The 23324-nt window shown below is 36.3% G+C and carries 25 protein-coding genes and 1 pseudogene; 18 read left to right on the forward strand and 8 right to left on the reverse strand.

Features of this window, described 5'->3' with window-relative positions:
- Positions 1–15: 15 nt before the first annotated feature.
- Together IE155_RS08415 and IE155_RS08420 are read right to left on the reverse strand one after the other, a co-directional pair.
- The gene (locus IE155_RS08415; protein WP_189377796.1) at positions 16–672 is read right to left on the reverse strand and encodes a sulfotransferase; all 657 of its coding nucleotides are present in this window, start codon (positions 670–672) and stop codon (positions 16–18) included.
- A 61-nt stretch (positions 673–733) separates the two neighbouring features.
- A complete protein-coding gene (locus IE155_RS08420; protein ID WP_189377797.1) occupies positions 734–1471 on the reverse strand; it encodes a substrate-binding periplasmic protein in 738 nt (245 codons plus the stop codon).
- A 284-nt stretch (positions 1472–1755) separates the two neighbouring features.
- Here IE155_RS08420 and IE155_RS08425 point away from each other — a divergent pair, with 284 nt between their 5' ends.
- The 6 genes from IE155_RS08425 to IE155_RS08450 are packed head-to-tail and all read left to right on the forward strand — an operon-like array spanning position 1756 to position 6935.
- The gene (locus IE155_RS08425; RefSeq protein WP_373295360.1) at positions 1756–2523 is read left to right on the forward strand and encodes a DUF3450 domain-containing protein; all 768 of its coding nucleotides are present in this window, start codon (positions 1756–1758) and stop codon (positions 2521–2523) included.
- Between the two features lie 43 nt (positions 2524–2566).
- Positions 2567–3934, forward strand: coding sequence for a MotA/TolQ/ExbB proton channel family protein (locus IE155_RS08430; RefSeq protein ID WP_373295359.1), 1368 nt, complete (start codon positions 2567–2569; stop codon positions 3932–3934).
- A 3-nt stretch (positions 3935–3937) separates the two neighbouring features.
- Entirely contained in the window at positions 3938–4465 is a 528-nt protein-coding gene (locus IE155_RS08435) for a MotA/TolQ/ExbB proton channel family protein (RefSeq protein ID WP_189377799.1), read from the forward strand.
- Positions 4466–4519: 54 nt separating this feature from the next.
- Entirely contained in the window at positions 4520–4933 is a 414-nt protein-coding gene (locus tag IE155_RS08440; RefSeq protein ID WP_189377800.1) for an ExbD/TolR family protein, read from the forward strand.
- Between the two features lie 42 nt (positions 4934–4975).
- On the forward strand, positions 4976–5617 hold the full coding sequence (locus IE155_RS08445) for an energy transducer TonB (RefSeq protein ID WP_229817162.1): 642 nt from the start codon (positions 4976–4978) through the stop codon (positions 5615–5617).
- Between the two features lie 22 nt (positions 5618–5639).
- Positions 5640–6935, forward strand: coding sequence for a tetratricopeptide repeat protein (locus IE155_RS08450; RefSeq protein WP_189377802.1), 1296 nt, complete (start codon positions 5640–5642; stop codon positions 6933–6935).
- A 78-nt stretch (positions 6936–7013) separates the two neighbouring features.
- On the opposite strand, the gene IE155_RS08455 is transcribed toward IE155_RS08450, so the two are convergent.
- From IE155_RS08455 to cobA, 3 genes are all read right to left on the reverse strand, one after another.
- The gene (locus IE155_RS08455; RefSeq protein WP_229817156.1) at positions 7014–8603 is read right to left on the reverse strand and encodes a PH domain-containing protein; all 1590 of its coding nucleotides are present in this window, start codon (positions 8601–8603) and stop codon (positions 7014–7016) included.
- The gene (locus IE155_RS08460; RefSeq protein WP_189377804.1) at positions 8596–9141 is read right to left on the reverse strand and encodes a PH domain-containing protein; all 546 of its coding nucleotides are present in this window, start codon (positions 9139–9141) and stop codon (positions 8596–8598) included. The genes IE155_RS08455 and IE155_RS08460 overlap by 8 nt, the downstream gene beginning before the upstream one ends.
- A gap of 89 nt (positions 9142–9230) precedes the next feature.
- Positions 9231–10025 (reverse strand): uroporphyrinogen-III C-methyltransferase, encoded by a 795-nt coding sequence (gene cobA / locus IE155_RS08465; protein WP_189377805.1) that lies wholly within the window; start codon positions 10023–10025, stop codon positions 9231–9233.
- Between the two features lie 234 nt (positions 10026–10259).
- On the opposite strand from cobA, the gene IE155_RS08470 reads away from it, so the two are divergent.
- Positions 10260–12542, forward strand: a complete 2283-nt coding sequence (locus IE155_RS08470) for a putative bifunctional diguanylate cyclase/phosphodiesterase (protein WP_189377806.1) — start codon at positions 10260–10262, stop codon at positions 12540–12542.
- Between the two features lie 67 nt (positions 12543–12609).
- Here the strand turns inward: IE155_RS08470 and suhB are convergent, their stop codons facing one another.
- A complete protein-coding gene (gene suhB, locus IE155_RS08475) occupies positions 12610–13413 on the reverse strand; it encodes an inositol-1-monophosphatase (protein ID WP_189377807.1) in 804 nt (267 codons plus the stop codon).
- Positions 13414–13848: 435 nt separating this feature from the next.
- On the opposite strand from suhB, the gene trmJ reads away from it, so the two are divergent.
- The 9 genes from trmJ (at position 13849) to fdx (ending at position 21030) form a co-directional block, all read left to right on the forward strand.
- Positions 13849–14610, forward strand: a complete 762-nt coding sequence (gene trmJ / locus IE155_RS08480) for a tRNA (cytosine(32)/uridine(32)-2'-O)-methyltransferase TrmJ (RefSeq protein WP_189377808.1) — start codon at positions 13849–13851, stop codon at positions 14608–14610.
- 58 nt (positions 14611–14668) lie between these two features.
- Entirely contained in the window at positions 14669–15478 is an 810-nt protein-coding gene (cysE, locus tag IE155_RS08485; protein WP_189377809.1) for a serine O-acetyltransferase, read from the forward strand.
- 185 nt (positions 15479–15663) lie between these two features.
- Positions 15664–16170 (forward strand): Fe-S cluster assembly transcriptional regulator IscR, encoded by a 507-nt coding sequence (gene iscR / locus IE155_RS08490; protein WP_189377810.1) that lies wholly within the window; start codon positions 15664–15666, stop codon positions 16168–16170.
- Between the two features lie 35 nt (positions 16171–16205).
- Entirely contained in the window at positions 16206–17420 is a 1215-nt protein-coding gene (locus tag IE155_RS08495; protein ID WP_189377811.1) for an IscS subfamily cysteine desulfurase, read from the forward strand.
- 21 nt (positions 17421–17441) lie between these two features.
- On the forward strand, positions 17442–17825 hold the full coding sequence (gene iscU / locus IE155_RS08500) for a Fe-S cluster assembly scaffold IscU (RefSeq protein WP_189377812.1): 384 nt from the start codon (positions 17442–17444) through the stop codon (positions 17823–17825).
- A gap of 16 nt (positions 17826–17841) precedes the next feature.
- Entirely contained in the window at positions 17842–18165 is a 324-nt protein-coding gene (gene iscA / locus IE155_RS08505) for an iron-sulfur cluster assembly protein IscA (protein WP_189377813.1), read from the forward strand.
- 31 nt (positions 18166–18196) lie between these two features.
- Positions 18197–18721 (forward strand): co-chaperone HscB, encoded by a 525-nt coding sequence (hscB, locus tag IE155_RS08510; RefSeq protein WP_189377814.1) that lies wholly within the window; start codon positions 18197–18199, stop codon positions 18719–18721.
- A gap of 101 nt (positions 18722–18822) precedes the next feature.
- Positions 18823–20685: a Fe-S protein assembly chaperone HscA gene (gene hscA / locus IE155_RS08515; protein WP_189377815.1), complete on the forward strand. Its 1863-nt coding sequence runs from the start codon at positions 18823–18825 to the stop codon at positions 20683–20685.
- Between the two features lie 6 nt (positions 20686–20691).
- Complete coding sequence (gene fdx, locus IE155_RS08520) at positions 20692–21030, forward strand: ISC system 2Fe-2S type ferredoxin (protein WP_189377816.1); 339 nt, start codon at positions 20692–20694, stop codon at positions 21028–21030.
- A 282-nt stretch (positions 21031–21312) separates the two neighbouring features.
- Here fdx and IE155_RS18150 read toward each other — a convergent pair whose 3' ends face one another.
- Positions 21313–21525: a helix-turn-helix domain-containing protein gene (locus IE155_RS18150; RefSeq protein WP_373295361.1), complete on the reverse strand. Its 213-nt coding sequence runs from the start codon at positions 21523–21525 to the stop codon at positions 21313–21315.
- Between the two features lie 51 nt (positions 21526–21576).
- Here IE155_RS18150 and IE155_RS08530 point away from each other — a divergent pair.
- Positions 21577–21780 (forward strand): annotated as a pseudogene (locus tag IE155_RS08530) (transposase); the annotation flags it as partial.
- Positions 21781–21907: 127 nt separating this feature from the next.
- On the forward strand, positions 21908–22669 hold the full coding sequence (locus IE155_RS08535) for an IS3 family transposase (protein ID WP_189377819.1): 762 nt from the start codon (positions 21908–21910) through the stop codon (positions 22667–22669).
- Between the two features lie 173 nt (positions 22670–22842).
- Here the strand turns inward: IE155_RS08535 and IE155_RS08540 are convergent, their stop codons facing one another.
- Positions 22843–23139 carry a hypothetical protein gene (locus IE155_RS08540; RefSeq protein ID WP_189377820.1) on the reverse strand — a complete coding sequence of 99 codons (297 nt, stop codon included), beginning with the start codon at positions 23137–23139 and terminating at the stop codon, positions 22843–22845.
- Between the last annotated feature and the right edge of the window lie 185 nt (positions 23140–23324).

Consider the following 23324-nt stretch of genomic DNA (forward strand, 5'->3'; position numbering starts at 1 on the left):
ACTGATTAATATTCGTTATTTATGATCTTCCATGTAATTAAGTGTGGTAGATCTACCATTATTAGTTGAGGCTATCTTTAGTGGATGATCAAACTCTTTCCATGCTGTAATTTTCCCTCCAATATTCATTTTTTCAAAGGTACTCATTAATGTAGTTAATTCTAAAAAATGGAGTAATTGTTGAAAAGCACCTGTTTGACTGATATTTATTGTTAGTAACTGCTGAGGTGACTGTTTAAAGTATTGTTGAACTTGTGCCTGATGCTTTAGATAGCATTCGGTTAGAAAATCATTTGAATTAATATTTTCTTCTGTAAACGGAGCAAAAGTGTTGAGGTAACAACGTTTAATAATGGGGTTAAAGCCACCATCATCACGTACTAAATTTTTGCTCATACGCATTAATAATTGCCGAATGGAAGGTAGCCACAAAGGTAAATCTCGGGTTAAATATATGAAGCGACTATTTGGATATGTATTATTAAGTAGTTGATAGTCATTAAATATAGGCGTATCAGCTATCACTTGTGCTTTATCGAAAGTAGATTGTGTGTATGCCGTATGGGCTACGGTAAACCCTAAATTAAGCATTGCTGCACATACACTCGTGGTTCCTGTTCGGGGTAAACCAATGATAAATATTTTTTCTGTGGGTATATTTTTAGCAGGCATTTAGAGAGTGTATAGTGTTTAATAATTAGAAATTGATTATAGGTTATTGATTCGAAACACCCTAATAGAAGTTACTTTCAGAAGGTATACCTACAAATATTTCATTTCGTGCTTTTTGAGTGATTTTAGCTAATTCGCCTGATATCTTCATCGCTTTAATTTCTCTATCTACTTTTTCAACTAGATCAATATGTTTTTTATGAAGGTAATGATATAAGCCTAAATAAGCTAAAGGTCTCGGGTAAACAATAATATTGTGCTCGCGTTTAAGTTTTGAAAGCGCCCACATGCCATCGATATAATCAGTAAGTGCTATATCTACAATATTTTGTTCGAGTAATTGCAGCATATTAACGGTAGAATTCGCTTCAACTACATTAGGCATGCCTTGCGTAATTTCTTCTGTGTGTTTGAGTCCCATGACTCGTGCTACATTATAATTGGCTAAGTCGTTATTATGTTCGAGTGTAATGTTATTCTCACTCTTAACAAAAGCGATGGTTGTCAGTGTTAAATATGGTGTAGGTACGCGAATAAGATTCTTGTTTTTTTCTCCGTATGACCAAACACGCATTATTTCTCCATCTTTTAAACCTTCATTAGCTTCATATTCTGCTCGTTTACCTGAAAAAGGAGTGATAGAGATTTTATATCCAAGGCGATGATAAACCTCTGTTAGTACAATTTCTCCAATTGCTTGTTCGTCAAGATTTTCAATTGAAGCAAACTGATATTCAGTAGATTTACTACTAAAAGATAAGTGAATTAATAATAAATAAATAGCTAAGCGTTTTGCCATAAACCTTGTAAGACATTGCCGATTACTCGGTAAACAATAATAAGAAATAGACCGGTTGTAAAGAGGGGGGAGCGTAGCATATACGTAGTTAAACATAGTGAATCTTTTTACTATTTCATAAAAATGCAATATTCATGAAACCTAACTGTCACATAACCTTATTAAAATTGTCGCTAAGTTTAGTTGTACGTCTTTTATTGGTTAATAGACGTTATTTGCTGGAATTCAGCATTAATTATTAGGGTTTCTCTATGAAAAGGTCAATATTATCAGTGTCACCGTTTATAAAATGCGCCACTGCTATTACATTTTCTGCAGTAGTGTCTACTGCGATAACTATTACCACAGTGCAAGCGCAAGACTTAAAAGAAGTTGTAGCAGCTAGTAAAGAAATAAACAACTCTGCTAATCAATCACAACAAAAAATTAATAAAATTGATGAGCAAATTCAAAGTAAATTACAGAAATTTAAAGTCGTTAATAAAGAAGTTGATGGCTTAAATGTTTATAACAAGCAGATGCAAGCTCAACTTGATAATCAATTAGAAGAGTTGAGCAACTTGGCTGTTTCAATGGAACAAGTCAGTATTATTGAACGTCAAATTTCGCCGTTAATGGCGAGAATGATTGATACATTGACAACCTTTGTTTCACTTGATGTACCTTTCCTTCCAGAAGAGCGTAGTAAGCGTGTAACCGGATTGCAAAGCATGTTAGAGCGTGCTGACGTTGCGGTATCTGAAAAATTTAGACGAGTGTTAGAGGCGTATCAAGTTGAAGTGGAGTACGGCCGTACTATTGAAGCCTATTCAGGCTTACAAATGATAGATGGGCAAGAGCGTGATGTTGATTTTTTACGAATTGGTCGTGTGAGCTTTATTTATCAAACGCGTGATGGACAACAAATGGGCATGTGGGATCAAGCATCTAAATCTTGGCAACCCCTTGATGCTGGGTTTCGTTCAGATATCAATAAAGGGTTACGTATAGCCCGTAAGCAATTAGCCCCTGATTTAATTACTGTGCCTGTCGCACAAAATTCTGCTGAATAGCGCTGTTAACTCTAACTGCTGAATTCAGCGAGGACTTTGAGAAATGAACAACATGAAAAAAACAGTTAATACTTTATTAATTTTAGCTTTAACATCAGTTACATCTATTACTTTTGCTCAACAAGCAACAGATTTAGACACCTTATTGTTACAGTTAGAAAAAGGTCAAATAGCACAAAGTGAACAAAATAAAGCGCGTGAAGCTGAATTTAACTCACGTAAAGATCAACAAGATAAAATGCTTAAAGAAGCAGAAAACACACGAGACCAAGCTATTGCATTATCAACAAAACTTGAAGCTGAATTTCAAACTAACGAATTAGATATTGCGAATAAAACTGATGCGTTAAATAAACGTATGGGGCAATTAAAAGAGTTATTTGGTGTTCTACAACAAGTTGCAGGTGATACTCGTAGCAAGTTTCAAACTTCTGTTGTATCTGCGCAAATTCCTGGTCGCGGTGAGTTTTTAGATCAGTTTGCACAAAGTATGGGTTCAACGTCTAAACTTGCATCAATTGAAGAAATTGAGCGCTTATGGTTTGAGCTACAACGTGAAATGACACAAACTGGTAAAGTTCATCAGTTTAACCGTGAAGTCGTACTCGCTGACGGTAGCAAGGTCACTAAAGATATTATTCGTGTGGGTGGTTTTAACTTAATTTCTGATGGTAAATATTTAGAATATATCGATGAAACAGGATCAGTAGCTGAGCTAATTAGACAGCCGTCTGATCGTTATTTAGCTAGCGCAAATGAGTTATCGACTTCAAATAATTCAGTTGTTCCGTTTGCATTAGACCCTACTGGTGGTTCTATTTTAGGGTTGCTGGTTCAAGCTCCCGATACTCAAGAACGTGTAGAACAAGGTGGCTCTGTTGGTTATGTGATTCTTGCTATTGGTTTAGTGGGATTATTAATCGCGATTGAACGCTTTATTACCTTGTTTTTAATTGGTAACAAAGTCAACCGTCAACTTAAAGAAAGCGTAGCACGAGATGATAATCCATTAGGCCGTGTTATGTTAGTTAAAGACAATAATGCAGATGCAGACACAGAAACCTTAGAATTAAAACTCTCAGAGCGAATCCTGAAAGAAGTTCCCGTATTAACCAGCCGTTTAACTATTATCAAAATAATCTCAGTAGTTGCGCCATTAATTGGTCTATTAGGTACAGTTACCGGGATGATCAATACCTTCCAAGCCATTACTTTATTTGGTACAGGAGATCCGAAACTTATGGCAGGTGGTATTTCACAAGCATTAGTTACAACAGTTCTTGGTTTAGTTGTAGCCATACCAATGGTGTTTATCTCTACCTTATTAAATACGCGCAGTCGCGGCATCATCAATGTATTGCAACAGCAAAGTGCGGGCATTATTGCAGAGCGCGCCGAAAAAGGAGCATAAACCATGATTATATTCATCGAAATGATGAATAGCATTCGGGAGTTTATCGATACAGGCGGTCAGGTTCTGACCGTCATCGCAGGTGTTATTTGTTTGATGTGGTTCTTAATTTTTGAACGTTTATATTTTTTCTTAGGGACTTATAAACGCGTAAGAGATCACATTATTCATTCATGGAATGCTCGTGATGATAAAAGCTCTTGGAATGCTGAACAAATAAGAATGGCTCATGTATCTCGTATTACTGAGCAACTTAATAAGAATGTCGCGTTGATACAGAGTTTGGTTGTACTTTGTCCATTATTAGGATTGCTAGGTACTGTAACGGGAATGATTGAAGTATTTGACGTGATGGCTATTTCTGGTAGCGGTAATGCTAGATCAATGGCATCAGGCGTTTCAAAAGCAACTATTCCAACAATGGCTGGAATGGTAGGTTCCTTGTCAGGTGTATTTATGGTGACTTGGTTACAACGTAAAACTAAGCGCAGAACTGAGCAGATGGAAGATAGTCTGCTGATGATTCATTAATTTAGCACTACTCGCTAATTTAAAGAACGATTGATTTTTAAAAAGGGTAAACGCATGCGTTCTCAATTATCAAAAATGTTACAAGAACAAGAAGAAGCTGAAGAAATTAATATGACACCTATGTTGGATGTTGTTTTCATCTTACTTATTTTCTTCATAGTTACCGCTTCATTTGTTAAAGAAGCAGGTATAGAAGTGAACCGCCCAGAAGCTGCTACAGCCGTTAAAAAAGAACGCGCTAATATATTAGTAGCAATTAGTGATACAGGTGAAATTTGGATCAATAAACGTCGGGTTGACGTAAGAGCCGTTCAAGCAAATATTGAACGCTTAAAAGCTGAAAACCCACAAGGTACGGTTGTTATTCAAGCAGATAAAAAAGCAACAACAGATGTGTTGATCAAAGTGATGGATTCTGCCCGTGCAGCTGGTGTTTATGATGTTTCAATAGCGGCAGATGAGGCATAACCTATGTCTAGTGAAGTGTCTAATCAATCGTCAAATACATCAATGGCAAACGGCACCATTCCAATAAATAGCGAAGTAAAACGCTATGCTTTTGGTTTAGTGCTTGCTGTCGTCATGACCTTTCTATTGTTGTGGAGCATGCAAGCATTAATTACTGGTGGTAATAATGCGATGACAGATGCTCCTAGAGGCAACGTACTTGATTTTATTCGTTTGAAAAAAGACGAGTCAGTCGTTAAAAAAGAACGTAAACCGCAAAAACCCCCAAAGCCTAAGGAGCCGCCACCGCAAATGGTACAGCCACAAATGCAGCAAGCAAACCCTAATGCCGATGCAGTATCAACAAGTTTTGCAGCTGATATTCAGGCTGATTCTGGTTTAGCTGGTGGATTAAGTTTAGACAGCGCAGATGGTGACTACTTACCAATTGTTAAAGTTGCGCCGATTTATCCTCGCAGAGCTCAATCACGAGGAATTGAAGGTTATGTGGTTGTTGAGTTTACCGTTACCACTAATGGTTCAGTACGCGACCCATTCGTAGTGGAAGCACAACCCGAAGGTGTTTTTGATAACGCTGCATTAAATGCAGCAATGAAGTTTAAATATAAGCCTCGGGTAGTTGATGGTACACCAACAGAAGTTGCTGGCGTACAAAACAAAATATCGTTTGAAATAGACGGTTAGTATTAATTTAGGAGACATAAATATGAAAACTCTATGGATCACTATATTGGCTTTTGGTTTAGGTTTTATAGCGCCAACAACTATTGACCAGCTGAATAAGGTACAAGCAAAAGAAGACAATGCATCTGAAACTAAAACAGTACGTGTTCCCGCAATGCGTAATCGTGTTTATACACAATTTGCACGAGCTCAAGAAATTGCAGATGCTGGAGATAAAGCGGGTGGTCTTGCTGTATTAGATGAAGTTAAAGAGCAGCTTGATAACTTAAATAGTTATGAAAAAGCCATGTTGTGGAACTTTTACGCTTTTATGTATTATGCTAACGATGATATGGAAGCGGCAACTAAGAGTTTTGAAAATGTAGTTGCAGAAAAGGCTATACCTGAGTCGTTACGTTTATCTACGTTATATTCGTTAGCCCAACTTGCTATGCAGCAAGGCAACTACCCACAAACATTAGATTATTTAAATCAGTGGCAAGCGATAAATAGTAAACCATTAACATCTACTCAACATATTTTATTTGCACAAGTTTATTATCAAAATAAGCAATATAAAGAGTCTTTAGTTTCAGTAAATGAAGCGATAAATCTAGCAAAAGTAAATGATGAGTTACCGAAAGAAAATTGGTTAATTCTCCAACGTGCAAATTATTATGAGTTAAAGCAACCTAAGCAAGTAACTAGAGTTATGGAACAATTGGTTAAGCATTATTCAAAACCTGATTATTGGATCCAATTAGGTGCAATGTATGGCGAAATAGGTGCTGAAGATAAACAGTTAGCAATTATGGAAGCTGCTCATCAAGCGGGCTATATTACTAAAAAGCAAGATCTATTATCTTTAGCTCAGCTTTATCGCTATCATGAAATTCCCTTTAAAGCTGCAAAAGTTTTATCTTCTGCTATTGATAATGGGCAATTAGTGGCTAATGAACGTCATTTAGAAATGTTAGCACAAGCTTATATTGCTGCAAAAAGTGATCAACAAGCATTACCTGTGCTACAAAAAGCGGCTGAAATTGCAGAAAATGGCAAGTTTGATATGCAATTAGCGCAATCATACTTAAACTTAGAGCAATGGCAAAATGCTATTAATGCAGCAGATAAAGCGCTAGAGCGCGGTGGAATAGAGCGCGTGGGTGATATGCATTTAGTGCTAGGTATGGCATTTTTTAATTTGAAGAAATTTGACGAATCGCTATTAGCATTTAAATCAGCTGAAAATATTAAATCATCAGCAAAAACTGCCACTCAGTGGTATCAATATGTTAAACGCGAGCAAGGACAGCATGAACAACTTGCAATGCTTCAATAAATTAATCAAGTTTAATTAACAACAAAAGAGCGCTAATAAGCGCTCTTCTAATTTTACATAGGCATAGAACACAAAGTATCACATCCAAGAACGTTTACTACTTTCAACTTGAAATAGGGCATTATCAATTAAGTGATAACCAATCTTTTGATCAATAAAAGGAATTTTTTGGCTTCCCGCTGCTAACACAAATTTTATCACACTAAGGCGGTGGCGTTTTAAAAACCAACTTTGTACAAATTGTGTTTGTTGAACTTTATAAATAGGAAAGCAATAATAATCAACACCTAACATACCTTTGCGTATATAAATAAATTGCTTGTCTACAGCATACCCCCAACGTTTCCAACGACAAAAGATAAGAAGAGATATAAATAAATAAGCTATAGTTGCCCCAAGCAGTACTGAAAAATTGGAATGGTAGAGTAAAAAAATGGCGATAACAATATATATAGGGCTAAGAAAATAACCGATATTACGTAATAAAAAGCGTTTGCTAATACCTTGATAAATAACACTATGCACTTTATTTTCAGGGTATACATCATCAATAAGACGTTGAGATTCGTACGCTTTTACCGAGGGGATAATGATTTTATTATTAGCCGCGCCAGGCTGGTAGTTACCTCCATGAGCATTGCTTTGTTCAAATTTAACGTTCATGCGTTTTAAGATTATGTCTAGCCAGTCTTGTTGCTGAACTATCATTTGTAGGCGTGATAGGCGCATGGTAACTTCATGCTTGGTAAGCAGACCACTTCGTCTAATATATCGGTCGCCCAACTTTGTTAGTGTGAAATTATAATAACTTAAAATAGCTCCTGCGACTGAAAATAATGACAGTAACAACATCGCCATAAAGGTCAGGGTTAAGGCAAATAATCCAATCTGCCACCACGATTTATCGGCGAACATAAAAAATTGTTCAATATCAATACCGAAGCTTTTAAAAAAGTTAGCAATGGCATTGCCCATATCATCAAAAAATGGTGCTAATCCCCCAAGAAATATCCATATACGGTTATTGGTTAAACCGTGGATAATTAAATCGGTTAAAGAACGAGTATTGAGTAGCGTTTCATTGGTGTTAATCGAATCATTTGTTTTTTCTGAATCCGTTTCTAGTGTATCGTTTGAATCTGTACCATCTTCGCTGTAAATATTTTGCCTATGGTGTTGGCTTAGTATTTCTTGTTTTAGTGCTTCAGCAAAATCAAGTTTTAGGGCAACGACTTTAGCTTCTTGTTTATTTGAGCCAGCTGTATCAAGTTGCATACAGGTATAATTAAACGGCCGATAATATAGCGGTTGTTCTAATTTAACATTTTGAATGCGGGTAAATGGTAAATTGATATGCTTTTTAGAAAATACACCCGAACGTATTTCTATATGCCCATTAGATAAACGGTATTGAAAGAAGTAAAAACTTAAAAAAGTACCAATAAAAATTAGTATTAAAACGAGTGTGGCAACGGGTAACCAAATATGTGGGTGTGCAATTATTTCTTTGTAGCCAAAAATTACTGCAGGGGCTAAATAAACAATATTACCCAATAACCCCAAAATTATTTTCACAATGAAATACAGCATCGCAATTGGGGAAATACGTTGCCACTTATCTGTTTGTTGTTTGATTATCAAAGGCTCTGACATTGGTTGACTATCCATTATTGGCATCTTTATGGCTGATAATAAATTGTCTGATGGACTCAGCATCTTCTACAGGTAATCCTGGAATTTCAAAGGTATGTAATGCCCCGCCAGCACTAAACACTTGTAATTTGGCCAAGCCTACTTTGCGATCAATTGGACCGCGTTTTAATTCAACATGCTGAATTCTTAATATTGGCTGACTCACTGTTTTACGAAAAACAAGGCCTGAGGTAAAATGTAGATCAAGTTCTCTTAATGCATAGCTCTTCTTCTGATCAGCAAAGTAAATATAAATTAAAATAACTACCGCCAAAATAGCTATCATCAATAAAATATTATGAATGATAGGTGTCGCATTATCAGGTAAGGGAATTATCGGTTGATTAAGTATAAGAACACCTATAATTAACAATATACTAAAAATAGAGGCGGTGAGGGCAAGCCGAACTTTGGGGTAAATAGGGGCTAATGGTTGCTGATTTAACTGATTAATTTTTGGGAGCTGTTCTGCGCTTAGCGCTTGGTTAGAGAAGTTATCGTGTGGCAAATCCATAATGCACCTTGGTAAAATACGGTAAGTTAATAAATATTAACAGAAAAGTAACAAGGTGCAATTAAGATGATTCGTTTTATACAGAAAATTTAAGGAGTTAAATACCCCACATTCGTTAAATGTTTTTCGTCAAAAGTATTCACAACGTCACCAATTACAATCAAGGTAGGTGGTTTAACTTGGTATTGCTCAACAATAGATTCCAAGCTACTCAAACAACCTCGATAGATTTTTTGTTCGGGTGTCGTACCTTTATAAATTAGTGCGGCAGGTGTATTTTTATCACGTCCTGCATTAATTAATTGTGCGCTAATAATAGGTAAACTTTTTACGCCCATATAAAATACAACGGTTTGTTGTGGATCACTTAAGGTATGCCAAGGTAAATCTAAATGGCCACTTTCTTTAACATGACCTGTAATTAAACTAGCACTACGTGCCACTTCTCGGTGAGTTAGAGGAATACCTACATAGCTTGTGCATGATGAAGCGGCGGTCATGCCCGGTACAATATGACAGGGGATGTTATTTGTTAATAAAAATTGTGCTTCTTCAGAACCACGACCAAATACAAACGGGTCGCCACCCTTTAAACGTACTACCTTTTTATTCTCTTGAGCATAATCAACAAGTAGTTGATTGATACCTTCTTGTGGAACTTTATGATGAGATTGTTTTTTTCCAACATAAACTAACTGACATTGCTCTGGCACTAGAGCCATTATCTCTTTACTAACAAGGCGATCATAAATAACCACTTCGGCTTGTTGGATAAATTTAAAGGCTTGAATAGTTAAAAGCTCAGGATCTCCAGGACCAGCACCGACTAACGCGACTTCACCAGACAGAAAATTTTGTTTATAAGCACTTGAGGGTAATAGCATAGGGACATTACTGTAATATTTTTATTTATATTACCTGCTAAACTGGCGCTGATCTATGATGATGTTATTGTTTTTCGTTATATTTAGTAACATATATTCTATGAAAAAAATTAGAAAAAACAGGTGTTTTAGGCATATAAATTATGATTTTGTTGTGTAATTATAGCAATACATTGAATACGGTTATTCTTTCACTTTTTGTTTCCTGTTTTAAATAAACTAAGGGTCCCAACCATGAATGATATTGTCGAACCATATTTACGCAGGGCATCTTTCCTTGCAGGGATCACAATTCTATTTGGTTTAATTTTATCGGCGATTATATTTTTATCTTCAAACCAAGTTAGAGTAAATGCTATTGACTTGGTTGATCACCGCCTCCCTGTTTTAGTGAGTGTTAAAGAGTTGCTGGCAGATCTAGTAGAGCAAGAGCGAGTTATTTATGAATATTATAGCGATCAAAATAGTGAGATTTTTTTAGAAAAAACAGCACAAGTAAATGCTAAATTCTTAATGCATTTAAGAGCAATTCAAGCGAGTGGTATTTTTACTGAGCAGTTAGAAGCTATTGTTGCTCAACAAGAAAAAAACACTGCGCTTTTTGATCGATTCCATCAATTGATGTTAATACAAGAGGATAACTGGGATGAAATGCGCGAAGTATTAAGTGACATTTCTACTACGAGAAGATCACTTTTACCGACTTTAATGAAAATTGAGAATATAACTAAGCAACAAGTTTTACAAGGGCATAACAGCACATTGTCACAGCTTGATAAAACCCATTGGTTAGTTCTTGCATTTGCTATTATATTAATTTTAGTTGCTGTTATTGTGTCTTGGTATGTTAGGCAATACATATTAACTCAAGCAAAAAGTACGTGCTTAGCTATGTTTAGTCATGCGAACCCTAATCCTATAGTTAGTGTTAATAATCTGGGAAATATTGTTTTTTCAAATCCAGCTTGTGAGCAGCTCCTAGAAAGTATTGGGTTAGATCATCAACAAATAGATCGTTTATTACCCAATGACTTTTTAAATTTACGTCAAACCATTTCTCAATCTAGTAATGGTAGTATTACGCTAGAGCAAGAATTAGAGAGTAAAATATTACAAATTAATATCTACTGGCATAAAGCTTTAGATGCATACGACATTCATATTCACGATATAACGGAACGGAAATTAGCAGAACAAAAAGTACATAAACTTGCCTTTACAAGTCAAGAAACTCAATTAGCGAATCAATATCAATTTAAAAATGATCTTGAGCAATTAATTGAGAAAAAAGAGGCATTTTCCATCGCGGTAATTGAAATTCGTCATTTTAGTGATAAGTTAGGTTCACTTGGCTTAGAGGCCACTTCAGCACTAATCCGTAGTGTTGCTAAAATTATTGCTAAATGCTTGTCTGATGGTGTAAAAATTTATCATATCAATCAGCATCAGTTTTCATTAATTCTACCAAAGCACACAGATTGTTTATCATTACAAAAGTTAGCTAAAGATATCACTAATGCTGGGAATAGTTCAATTGTTACAGCTTATGGAGAATTTTTTGTAGAACTTGATTTTGGCTTTAGTAGCTTTCCTAAGCATGGGGAAATACGTGACGAATTAATTAAGAATGCTCATACTGCTTTGGCGGTTTCAACACTCAAGACACATGAAAATTTTACTCTTTTTGACTATTCACAAGCAGAAGAAGTGGATAAAAAACATCAGTTAATAGCCAAGTTACGAAATGCTATAGCATTAGAAGAATTATATTTAGTTTTTCAGCCGCAGTTACATTTATCAACTAATCAGGTTATTGGCTTTGAAACTCTTGTTCGTTGGCAACATCAAGATGAAATCATTTCGCCAATAGATTTTATTCCTCTTGCAGAACAATCAGGATTGATTGTTGATATAGGCAATTGGATTTTAAACCAAGCATGTCAACAAACTAAACGCTTAGTTGATCAAGGTTATACGGATATTGTGGTTGCAGTTAATATATCACCTAGAGAGTTCTCTCATCCTCAGTTTTGTTACAAGGTAAAGCAAGCGTTAAAAAATAGCGGCTTATCGCCAAAAAACCTCGAATTAGAAATTACTGAGGAGGTGTTTATGTATAATGAACAAAATACTATTGCACAACTTCATCAGTTAAAAGAAATTGGCTTATCATTATCAATTGATGATTTTGGTACGGGGTATTCTTCACTTGCATACCTTAAACAGTTTCCAGTTGATAAATTAAAAATTGATCAAAGCTTTATTCGTGATAGTCACAATAATGAAGAAGATAAAGCGATTGTAAGCACTATTGTCAGTTTAGGTAAGAATTTAGACTTAATATTGATTGCTGAAGGTGTGGAAGAGCAAGTGCATGTTGACTTTTTGAAAGATATTCATTGTGATGAAATTCAAGGCTATTGGTTTAGTAAGCCCCTTGAAGCAGCTCAGCTAGTTGAGTTTTTATCACATAATAACAGCGAATCACTGGATACTTGTAAAAAAAATCAGGGGTAAGAGAAATAAAAAAAGCAGTTCGGCTAATATAACCGAACTGCTTTATAAAGTAGGCTACATAAAATAATTACTTATTTAAACTATCGCCAAGGTGAGGGCGAATATCTTTTAAAATATCTTTAAGTAAACGAGAGCTACTTGCTACAATATTTCCTGAATTACTGTGGTTATGACCGCCTGTAAAGTCAGTCACTAAACCACCAGCTTCAATCACTAATAATTCACCCGCCGCTGTATCCCAAGGTTTTAATCCAATTTCAAAAAAACCATCAACACGACCAGCCGCAACATAAGCTAAATCTAATGCAGCAGACCCCGCGCGACGCATATCAGCGGTTTTTAGGAATAAGGCCTTAAACATATCTAAGTAAGCATTCATATGTTGTTTTTGTTTGAAAGGGAAACCAGTTGCTAAAATAGCACCTGATAATTCTTTAGATTGTTTTACACGAATACGAAAACCGTTTAACTGTGCACCTTTACCGCGACTTGCAGTAAATAGCTCACCACGAATAGGATCATAGATAACGGCTTGATCTAATTTACCTTTTACTTTTAAAGCAATTGATACGGCAAAATGTGGAATACCTTTAACAAAGTTAGTTGTGCCGTCAAGAGGGTCTATTATCCATTGATAATCTTTATCTGCTCCTTCAATTAAACCACATTCTTCACCAATAATAGAATGGCTAGGGTAAGATTTTTGAATACTGTCTACTATGGTTTGTTCTGCAATAACATCAATGTTTGTGACAAAGTCATTAGTACCTTTTAATTCAACTTCAATTTTATCATCTTGTTCAAACGCACGTACAATAACATTTCCAGCAGCACGCGCAGAGCGCACAGCAATATTTAGCATCGGATGCATACTAATCACCTTATTTAATTTTAGACAGCTTTGTAAAAGAACTAAACTTAAAATCCCATTCGAAATTAAGCGGCGCGCATTATAGCAAAAGCTGAAACTTTAAGCGAATATAAAATTTTGATTGTTATTTTAAATACTTATCATTGTAAATAAGGCATCATTATCTTTGCCTTTTATTATTACCAATTCATTGGCAACCTGAGCAAACAACTTCCTTACCAACATATTTCAATTATTATTATAGACATAAATTGACTAATACATATTGAATCAAGCTATTAAAATCACATTAAATGGATGATTATTTTGCCATACATCGTTATTGTTCTGTGATAATATTATCTAAAATTTTAGCCGTCTAGATAGTTAACTAAATGAAATGTTAATTATCAATTATGGCTAATGAATCAAGTAATTCATTGAGAAATAAAGATAATGTTAAATTCGGTACGAATCGTTTTAGTTAATACTTCTGATTGTAGAAATATAGGCTCAGCTGCTAGAGCCATGAAAACAATGGGATTAAGTCAGCTAGTATTAGTTAACCCAATAGAGATGCCTAACGGTCAGGCACAAGCATTAGCTGCAGGAGCCACCGATGTTTTAGCGAATGCTAAAGTTGTTGCAACATTAGAGGAAGCAATCACTGATTGTGGTTTAGTCGTTGGTACAAGCGCACGTTCACGTACATTACCTTGGCCCATGCTAGACCCAAGAGAATGTGGTGAAAAATTAATTAGTGAAGTGAGTGAGTATCCGGTTGCGTTAGTGTTTGGTCGTGAAAGTAGCGGTTTAACTAATGATGAATTACAGCTTTGTCACTTTCATGTGCAAATACCCGCAAATCCTGATTATAGTTCGTTGAATTTAGCGATGGCAGTACAGACATTAAGTTACGAAGTACGTATGGCTTTTTTAGCTCATGAACAATTAACACAAGAAAATAAATCTCAAAAAATTACACTAGCAGATGAAACCGAAACGGAAGAATATCCAGTAGTTGCGGAAACTGAACGTATGTTTGAACACTTTGAAACGGCATTAAAAGCTACAGGGTTTATTGTCCCTAGTCATCCAGGTTTAGTTATGACTAAATTAAGACGATTTATTAATCGTGCTAGACCGGATACTAAAGAACTTAAAATGTGGCGAGGTATTTTATCGTCAGTTGAAAAATCGGCAAAGAATAAGAAGTAAATATAACTTTAAAGTGGTTACGTTAACTTTTGCATTAGTTTAAAAAATAGGAAATATTATGTTTAGTCGTATCAAAGAAGATATTAAAAGTGTCTTTGAGCGAGATCCCGCTGCCCGAAACTCGTTTGAAGTATTAACTAATTATCCGGGTATGCATGCTATTTGGATCCACAGACTAAGTAATAAACTTTGGCGTAATGATTTTAAATTAATAGCGCGTTTACTTTCTACTTTTTCTCGTTGGTTAACGGGGGTTGAAATTCATCCTGGAGCAACGCTTGGTCGTCGTTTCTTTATTGATCATGGTATGGGGATAGTGATTGGTGAAACTGCAGAAATAGGCGATGATGTAACTATATATCATGGCGTTACTTTAGGTGGAACCAGTTGGAATGCGGGTAAACGCCACCCTACATTACGCAATAATGTGGTTATTGGCGCCGGAGCACAAGTTTTAGGCCCTATTACTATTGGTGAGGGGGGAAAAGTAGGCTCAAACTCTGTTGTTGTTAAAGATGTGCCTGCAAATGCGACCGCTGTAGGCATTCCAGCTCGAATTGTTAACGACAAAAAAGCAACGGATGAAAAGACTAAGCGTGAACAAGCGGCGAAAAAATTCGGCTTTGATGCTTATGCTGTATCAACTGACAACCCAGATCCTGTTGCTAAAGCAATTGGTCGCTTATTAGATCATATGCATTTAATGGATACTAAAGTGGCAGATTTATGTAAAGAGGTTAACCAGCTTGGTGGTACAGTTTGTCAAGACGCCTTGCCTGAGCTTAGTGTTGGCGAGTTTATGGAAGATGAAAAAGAAGCAGCCGAACGACGTAAAACCTATGTAGATGCTTTCGATCCGGAAATCTAGATGCTAAAACAATGAGTACCTGACTAAACTACTCAAGTACTCATTGATTATCCCTACTATTCGTTATAAAATACCTGAGTAATATAGTCAGGTATTTATTTGACTATTTTATAAGGTTATGTAGAATTGCGCGGCAATTAGCACCAATAGGAATGATAGCTATTGGATATTCATAGGGGTAGGAAATGAAATTAACTTCCAAAGGGCGCTACGCTGTAACGGCGATGTTAGATGTTGCAATACATGCTGCATCTGGTCCTGTGCCATTGGCTGATATTTCTGAACGCCAAGGTATTTCTCTGTCCTATTTGGAACAGCTTTTTTCTCGTTTAAGAAAACACTGTTTAGTGCATAGTGTGCGTGGCCCAGGTGGTGGATACCGTTTGGGGAAATGTTCTGCTCAAATTACTATTGCAGACGTGATCAGTGCAGTTGATGAAAGTGTTAACGCCACAAAATGTGGTGGAAAAGGCGATTGCCAATCAGGACAACAATGTTTAACCCATACCCTATGGGAAGATTTAAGTAATCGTATTGAAGATTTTTTAAAAAGTATTTCTTTGTCAGAGCTCGTTGAACGAAGAAATATCCAATTAATTTCTGAACGACAAGACAGTTTCCAACATAAGAAATCGTTAAAAAACTCGTTAGAAACATTAATTAAAACGACAAATATTTTGCACGACTGCTAGACAGTGTGCGTTAAAGATTGGAGTGAGATAGCCAAATGAAGCTACCTATTTATTTTGATTATTCAGCTACTACACCAGTAGATAAACGTGTTGCTGAGAAAATGATGCAATACATGACCACCGATGGATTTTACGGTAATCCAGCGTCACGATCACATAAGTTTGGCTGGCAAGCTGAAGAAGCCGTTGATATTGCTCGTAATCAAGTCGCAGAGCTTATCAATGCCGATCCGCGTGAAATTATTATAACCTCTGGTGCTACAGAGTCAAACAACCTTGCAATTAAAGGTGCGGCAAACTTCTATGGTAAAAAAGGTAAACATATTATTACCTGTAAAACAGAGCACAAAGCGGTACTAGATACATGTCGTGAACTAGAGCGTCAGGGTTTTGAAGTTACCTATTTAGATCCAGAATCTAACGGCTTGATTGACTTTAATAAATTAAACGACGCGATGCGTGATGACACCGTATTAGTATCGATTATGCATGTAAATAATGAAATAGGTGTTATTCAAGATATTGCTGAAATTGGCGAATTATGTCGCTCTCGTAAAATTGTTTTCCATGTAGATGCCGCACAAAGTGCAGGCAAAATTGAAATTGATATGCAGCAACTTAAAGTTGATTTATTGTCAATATCAGCACATAAAATGTATGGCCCTAAGGGGATTGGTGCCTTATATGTTCGTCGTAAGCCACGCATTCGTTTAGAAGCACAAATGCATGGTGGCGGGCATGAACGTGGTATGCGTTCAGGTACGTTAGCAACGCATCAAATCGTTGGCATGGGCGAAGCTTGTCGCATTGCTAAAGAAGAAATGGCACAAGATTTAGCCCATGTTACAAAAATGCGAGATCGCTTATGGGCTGGTATAAACACCATGGAACAAGTGTTTATTAATGGTGATGCTGATCAACGTTACCCAGGAAACTTAAATGTTAGCTTTAACTTTGTAGAAGGCGAGTCGCTTATTATGGCGTTAAAAGACTTGGCGGTATCTTCTGGTTCAGCATGTACGTCAGCAAGTTTAGAGCCTTCTTATGTATTACGTGCGTTAGGATTAAATGATGAAATGGCACACAGCTCAATTCGTTTTAGCTTTGGCCGATTTACTACAGAAGAAGAAGTTGATTACGCCATTAATTTAATTAAAAACGCAATTGGTCATTTACGTGACATGTCACCGCTTTGGGAAATGTTCCAAGACGGTATTGATTTAGATTCAGTGCAATGGGCTGCTCACTAATAGCGCCCGGGAGAAAATATCATGGCTTACAGCGAAAAAGTAATAGATCATTATGAAAACCCTAGAAACGTAGGTTCTATGGATAAGAACGACCCACAGGTAGCAACAGGTATGGTTGGTGCGCCAGCATGTGGTGACGTAATGAAATTACAATTGAAAATTTCAGATACCGGCATTATTGAAGATGCTAAGTTTAAAACGTACGGGTGTGGTTCTGCTATTGCTTCTAGCTCATTAGTAACAGAATGGGTGAAAGGAAAGTCGATTGACGAAGCTGGTCTTATTAAAAACACGGCTATTGCTGAAGAGCTAGCGTTACCACCAGTTAAAATTCATTGTTCGATTTTAGCAGAAGATGCTATTAAAGCCGCAATTGAAGACTATAAAAGTAAGCATAGCAGTTAAGCAGTAAGGAATAACTATGAGTGTTACTATGACGCCAGCAGCGTCAGAGCGCGTTAGAACATTTATTGCAAACCGAGGTAAGGGCCTTGGTTTGCGTTTAGGTATAAAAACGACAGGCTGTTCTGGTTTAGCTTATGTTTTAGAGTTTGTCGATGACCTAAATGAAGATGACACCTTATTTAATATTGATGATGTAAACATTATCATCGATGGAAAGAGCCTTGTTTATTTAGACGGTATTGAACTAGATTTTGTTAAAGAAGGCTTAAACGAAGGATTCAAATTTACTAACCCAAATGCTAAAGGTGAATGTGGTTGTGGCGAAAGCTTCAATGTATAATTCAAACCATTAGCATGTTATTGGAGTTGTTGTGAATTATTTTCAAATTTTTGAAATTGAAAGCAAGTTTAACCTTGATCTTAAAGAGCTATCAGAACGTTTTCAAAGCATACAAAAAAGTGTTCATCCAGATAAATTTGCCCATGGTTCCAACCAAGAGCAAATGTTGGCCGTTAAAAAATCTACATTAGTAAATGATGCTTATCAAACGTTAAAAAATCCATTAAAACGCGCTGAATATATACTGAGCTTACGCGGGGTTGAACAACCTAGCGAGCAAGCATCATTTAGTGACAATGAATTTTTAATGCGTCAAATGGAACTTCGAGAGATGCTTGCGGAAATTAAATTTTCAGATGATATTGATGCATCTGTATTTGAAATGGCACAAGTACTTGAAAGTGAATTTGAGCAACTTTTTAAAGCGATGCAAGTCAACTTAAGTGAAAACACAGCTGAATCTAATGACCAAGCAAGTCGCGATTTACGTAAATTGAAATTCTATGAAAAGTTACACATAGAGTTAGATAAATTAGAAGATTCGCTTTTAGATTAAACATAAAATGAGTCTTGCTGGTGATGAAAATCACCAATTAAAGGGTTGTTAGCTTACGTTGCTTAACAACATCGAAATGAATTAAATTATACGAGTCCATAATGGCGTTATTACAAATAGCAGAGCCGGGGCAAAGTACAACTCCCCATGAACATCGTTTAGCAGCAGGTATTGATTTAGGCACAACTAATTCATTAATTGCTAGTGTAAGAAGCGGCTTAGCTGAAACATTAACTGATGATCAAGGTAATGACATATTACCATCGATAGTTAGTTACCAAAATGAACAGACTTTGGTTGGCCATACGGCAAAAGCTTTTTCTGTATCGGATCCTGAAAACACTATCGTATCAGCAAAACGTTTAATTGGTCGGTCATTAACCGATATCCAAAGTAAATATCCATCTTTACCTTATCAATTTAGTGGTGATGATAATCATCCGAGTATAATGACTCGCCAAGGTGAAATTAATCCTGTTCAAGTATCCGCTGAAATATTAAAAACCTTAGTTAAGCGAGCGGAAATTACTTTAGGCGACGAGCTTACTGGCGTGGTAATTACTGTGCCTGCTTATTTTGATGATGCACAACGCCAAAGTACCAAAGATGCAGCAACACTTGCTGGTGTAAATGTATTGCGACTATTGAATGAACCGACAGCGGCAGCGGTTGCCTATGGATTAGATAGCGGCAAAGAAGGGGTTATTGCTGTTTATGATTTAGGTGGTGGCACCTTTGATATTTCAATTTTACGTTTAAATAAAGGTGTTTTTGAAGTAATGGCTACCGGTGGTGATTCTGCGTTAGGTGGTGATGACTTTGATGTGATGATTGTTGATCATATTATTGAACAAGCAAAATTAACGCGTCCACTTTCTACTTCGTTAGAACGTCAATTACTCGAACAGGCGTGTATTGCAAAAGAAGCGCTAACGACGTCCGACCAACATGTTATTAATTTATCATTGCCTGAAGGCAATAGTTGGCAAGGAGAGTTGAGTAAAACTACATTTGAACAACTAATACAGCCGTTAGTGGCGAAAACATTACGTGCCTGTCGACGAGCCTTAAAAGATGCTGGCGTAAGTACAAGCGATGTTAATGAAGTGGTGATGGTAGGTGGTTCAACTCGCGTACCGTTAGTGCGAACTGAAACGCAAAAGTACTTTGGACAAGAACCTTTAACTTCAATCGATCCTGATAAAGTGGTAGCAATAGGTGCTGCTGTTCAAGCTGATATATTGGCAGGGAATAAACCTGATAGTGATATGTTACTGCTTGATGTTATCCCACTTTCGCTTGGTTTAGAAACCATGGGCGGGTTAGTCGAAAAGGTTATCGCTCGAAATACCACAATTCCTGTTGCTAAGGCACAAGAGTTTACTACATTTAAGGATGGTCAAACAGCCATGGCTATCCATGTACTTCAAGGTGAACGTGAACTGGTTGAAGATTGCCGTTCTTTAGCGCGTTTTGAATTACGTGGCATCCCTGCAATGGCTGCTGGAGCTGCACATATTCGTGTTACCTTTAAAGTAGATGCTGACGGATTGCTTGAAGTAAGTGCTATGGAAAAATCTACAGGTGTTGAAACAGGTATTACCGTTAAACCTTCCTTTGGTTTAGAAGAGCAACAAATAACAGATATGTTAAAAGCATCAATGTCTAATGCCGAGCAAGACATGCAAGCGCGTATGCTTAAAGAGCAACAAGTTGAAGCATCAAGAGTCATTGAATCAATACAATCAGCATTAGCCGCTGATAGTCATTTACTTAGTGAAGAAGAAGTTGCTGATATTAATCGCTCAATCACGGAATTGGCACAAGTAAGCCAGTCAAACGATAGTGATAGTATAGAGACAGCAATTGAAAAATTAAATAATAAAACGGCAGCCTTTGCTGAGCGTCGCATGGACTCATCCATTCGCACTGCATTGTCAGGCCACTCTGTTGACGAGGTTTAATAAGAAATGCCAAAGATTATTATATTACCTAACCCTGAGCATTGCCCTGAAGGAGCTGTGTTAGATGCGGAAAAAGGTGAAAGTGTTTTAAACGTTATACTAAAAAATGATATTGATTTGGAACATGCATGCGAAAAAGTATGTGCATGTACTACTTGTCATGTCATCATTAGAGAAGGTTTTGATTCATTAGCTGAAAGTGATGAATTAGAAGATGATTTATTAGATAAAGCATGGGGATTAGAACCAGAATCACGCTTAAGCTGCCAAGCACTAGTGGCTGACGAAGACCTAGTGGTAGATATTCCTAAATATACCGTGAATATGGTCTCTGAGAATCACTAGTCTTAATTAACTTTAGGTAGTTATAAATTGAAAAAGGGTAATAACATTTTGATGTTATTACCCTTTTTTCGTTTATGGTTAAAATGGCTGAAAAGCCTATCGTATGTTCGCTTTGGGAAAAGTTAAAAATATCAGTAAAATCAATGGACTAAAAATTCAATTTTTACTTAACCCTCAGATCTCCATTTGTCATCGTATGATCACTTTAGGACATTCTTTAAAGATAAGTCTGGTCAGCACTCACCCTTAAAACAGAGTGTTTCGATGATGACCAAGATTATATTAAGGGGTATTCTCGGCCTTAATTTCTGCATGTTTCATCATTTCAGAAGGTGAACAGTTCAACTTATCACACAAAGTAAAAATAGTTTTCAGGGTAGGTTGTCTCTTACCCCTCTCCAGCATGGATATATAGGTTCTATCTGTAATGAGAAAGGTTGAGCCGCGCTGAATTTCACCTGTTTTGATTGCTTGAAGAAAGTGTAACGGTACAATTTAACTAAAGACTTCGTTAGAGGTATTATTACTTAAAATAACGAGGTCAAAATGCCAAAGAAAATATTATCAGCAGAGTTTAAACGAGAGTGCGCTGAGTTAGTTGTTAACCACGGCTACAAACATCGTGATGCAGCTAAAGCAATGGATGTTAGTTTATCATCAATGCAACGTTGGGTTAGCCGATATAGAAAGGAGCTTAATGGTGTGACGCCCAAATCAAGCGCTTTAACACCAGAGCAAATACTTATTCAATAACTTGAAAAACAAGTATAACAGTTAAAAAGTGACAACCAACTATTAAAAAAAAGCGTCGGCCTTTTTCGTTATGGAAATGAACAACGGCAGAAAATAGCTGTAAAACTGAAGAAGGCAGGTAGTCATGTTCAACAGGTTTGTTGATGCTGATAAAGTAAAGCTTGAAGCAGCCATGAGACAAGTGCACATTGATATGGACACGACTTATGGCAAACGTAGAATGTTGATTGAACTACAATCGATGGGCTTTGACTTAGGTATTCATAAAGTTAGAACATCGATGAAACGATTTAAGCTTGTTGCTAAACGACCTAAACAACACCGTTATCAATCTGGTGGTAAAGCATCTTTTATTGCACCAAACTATTTGAATAGGCAGTTTAACTCAGAGTGGATCAATACCTTGTGGTCAGGAGATATCAGCTATATTCGCACGCAACAAGGTTGGCTATACTTAGCGGTTATTATGGATTTATGCTCGCGTAAGGTGATCAGTTGGGCATTCTCTGACAAGCCAAACAGTGAGTTGACGATGAGAGCTTTACGTTTGACTGTGAATAAGCGACAGCCAAATGATAATGTGATTTTCCATAGAGATCAAGGGGTGCAATATACGAGTGAAGCATTCCAACTTTCATTAAAAGAACATGGTTTAATTTCAAGTATGAATCGTCGTGGGAATTGCTTAGATAATGCGGTAACAGCAAGGATTTTCCGCAGCTTGAAATTAGAGCGAGTTAACTATCGACTTTATCAAACTAGGCGAGAAGCAATGGCAGATATTATTGATTATATCGAGCCGTTTTATAATCAAAAGCGAGGACATTATAAATTAGGAAATATATCAGCAGGAGCATATGAAATGAAATTACTAAAAAGTGCCTAAACAAGCCTCTAAATTAAGTTGACCATTACAATATTTCAATTGATTGTGTTTTTGGTGATGCGGAGGTCGACGATTGGGTAGAAGTTTATCGAACAGACATTGTGGCCGATTGAATATTATTCAATGGAATGCCTGTTTAGAAAAAGTAACGTTATAATACTTTTGCAATAGTTTTATTCGTTAATATTATTATTTAAGCTTCTCAGTTTCCTATTTTTGAAAGCTAAAAGATAAGATAATATGCCAAAAAACGCCGCAGCTATTCCATCAAATATCATAGATAAAGGAATCATAGGAACCCCCGTCTCAGTGTAATCATGACCTATAATATAAAATTTGTAATATTTATATAAAGCAACAATTATACATGGGAAAAACAAAGGAATTAATATTCCAAATCTATTTGTTATATATTTTTGACTAAGAAGTCCTGTAAAAATAGCGAAAGAAATAATTATTAACCAATACATAAAAAACCTTTAACACATGAGAATACAATACATACTTTAAATTACACGAATGTTAATTTGTTGACAATTTTAAAATTTATACTAATCTACTTACTGCGTTTATGTAGTGGTCAACTAATATTGGCCACGGTTTTGTATTCAAGCCAGTATCTTTTCTCTGACTCATTCGGTGTTAAACCAGCATT

Origin of the sequence: Thalassotalea profundi, assembly GCF_014653195.1 — a bacterium.
Taxonomy (GTDB): Bacteria; Pseudomonadota; Gammaproteobacteria; order Enterobacterales; family Alteromonadaceae; genus Thalassotalea_B; species Thalassotalea_B profundi.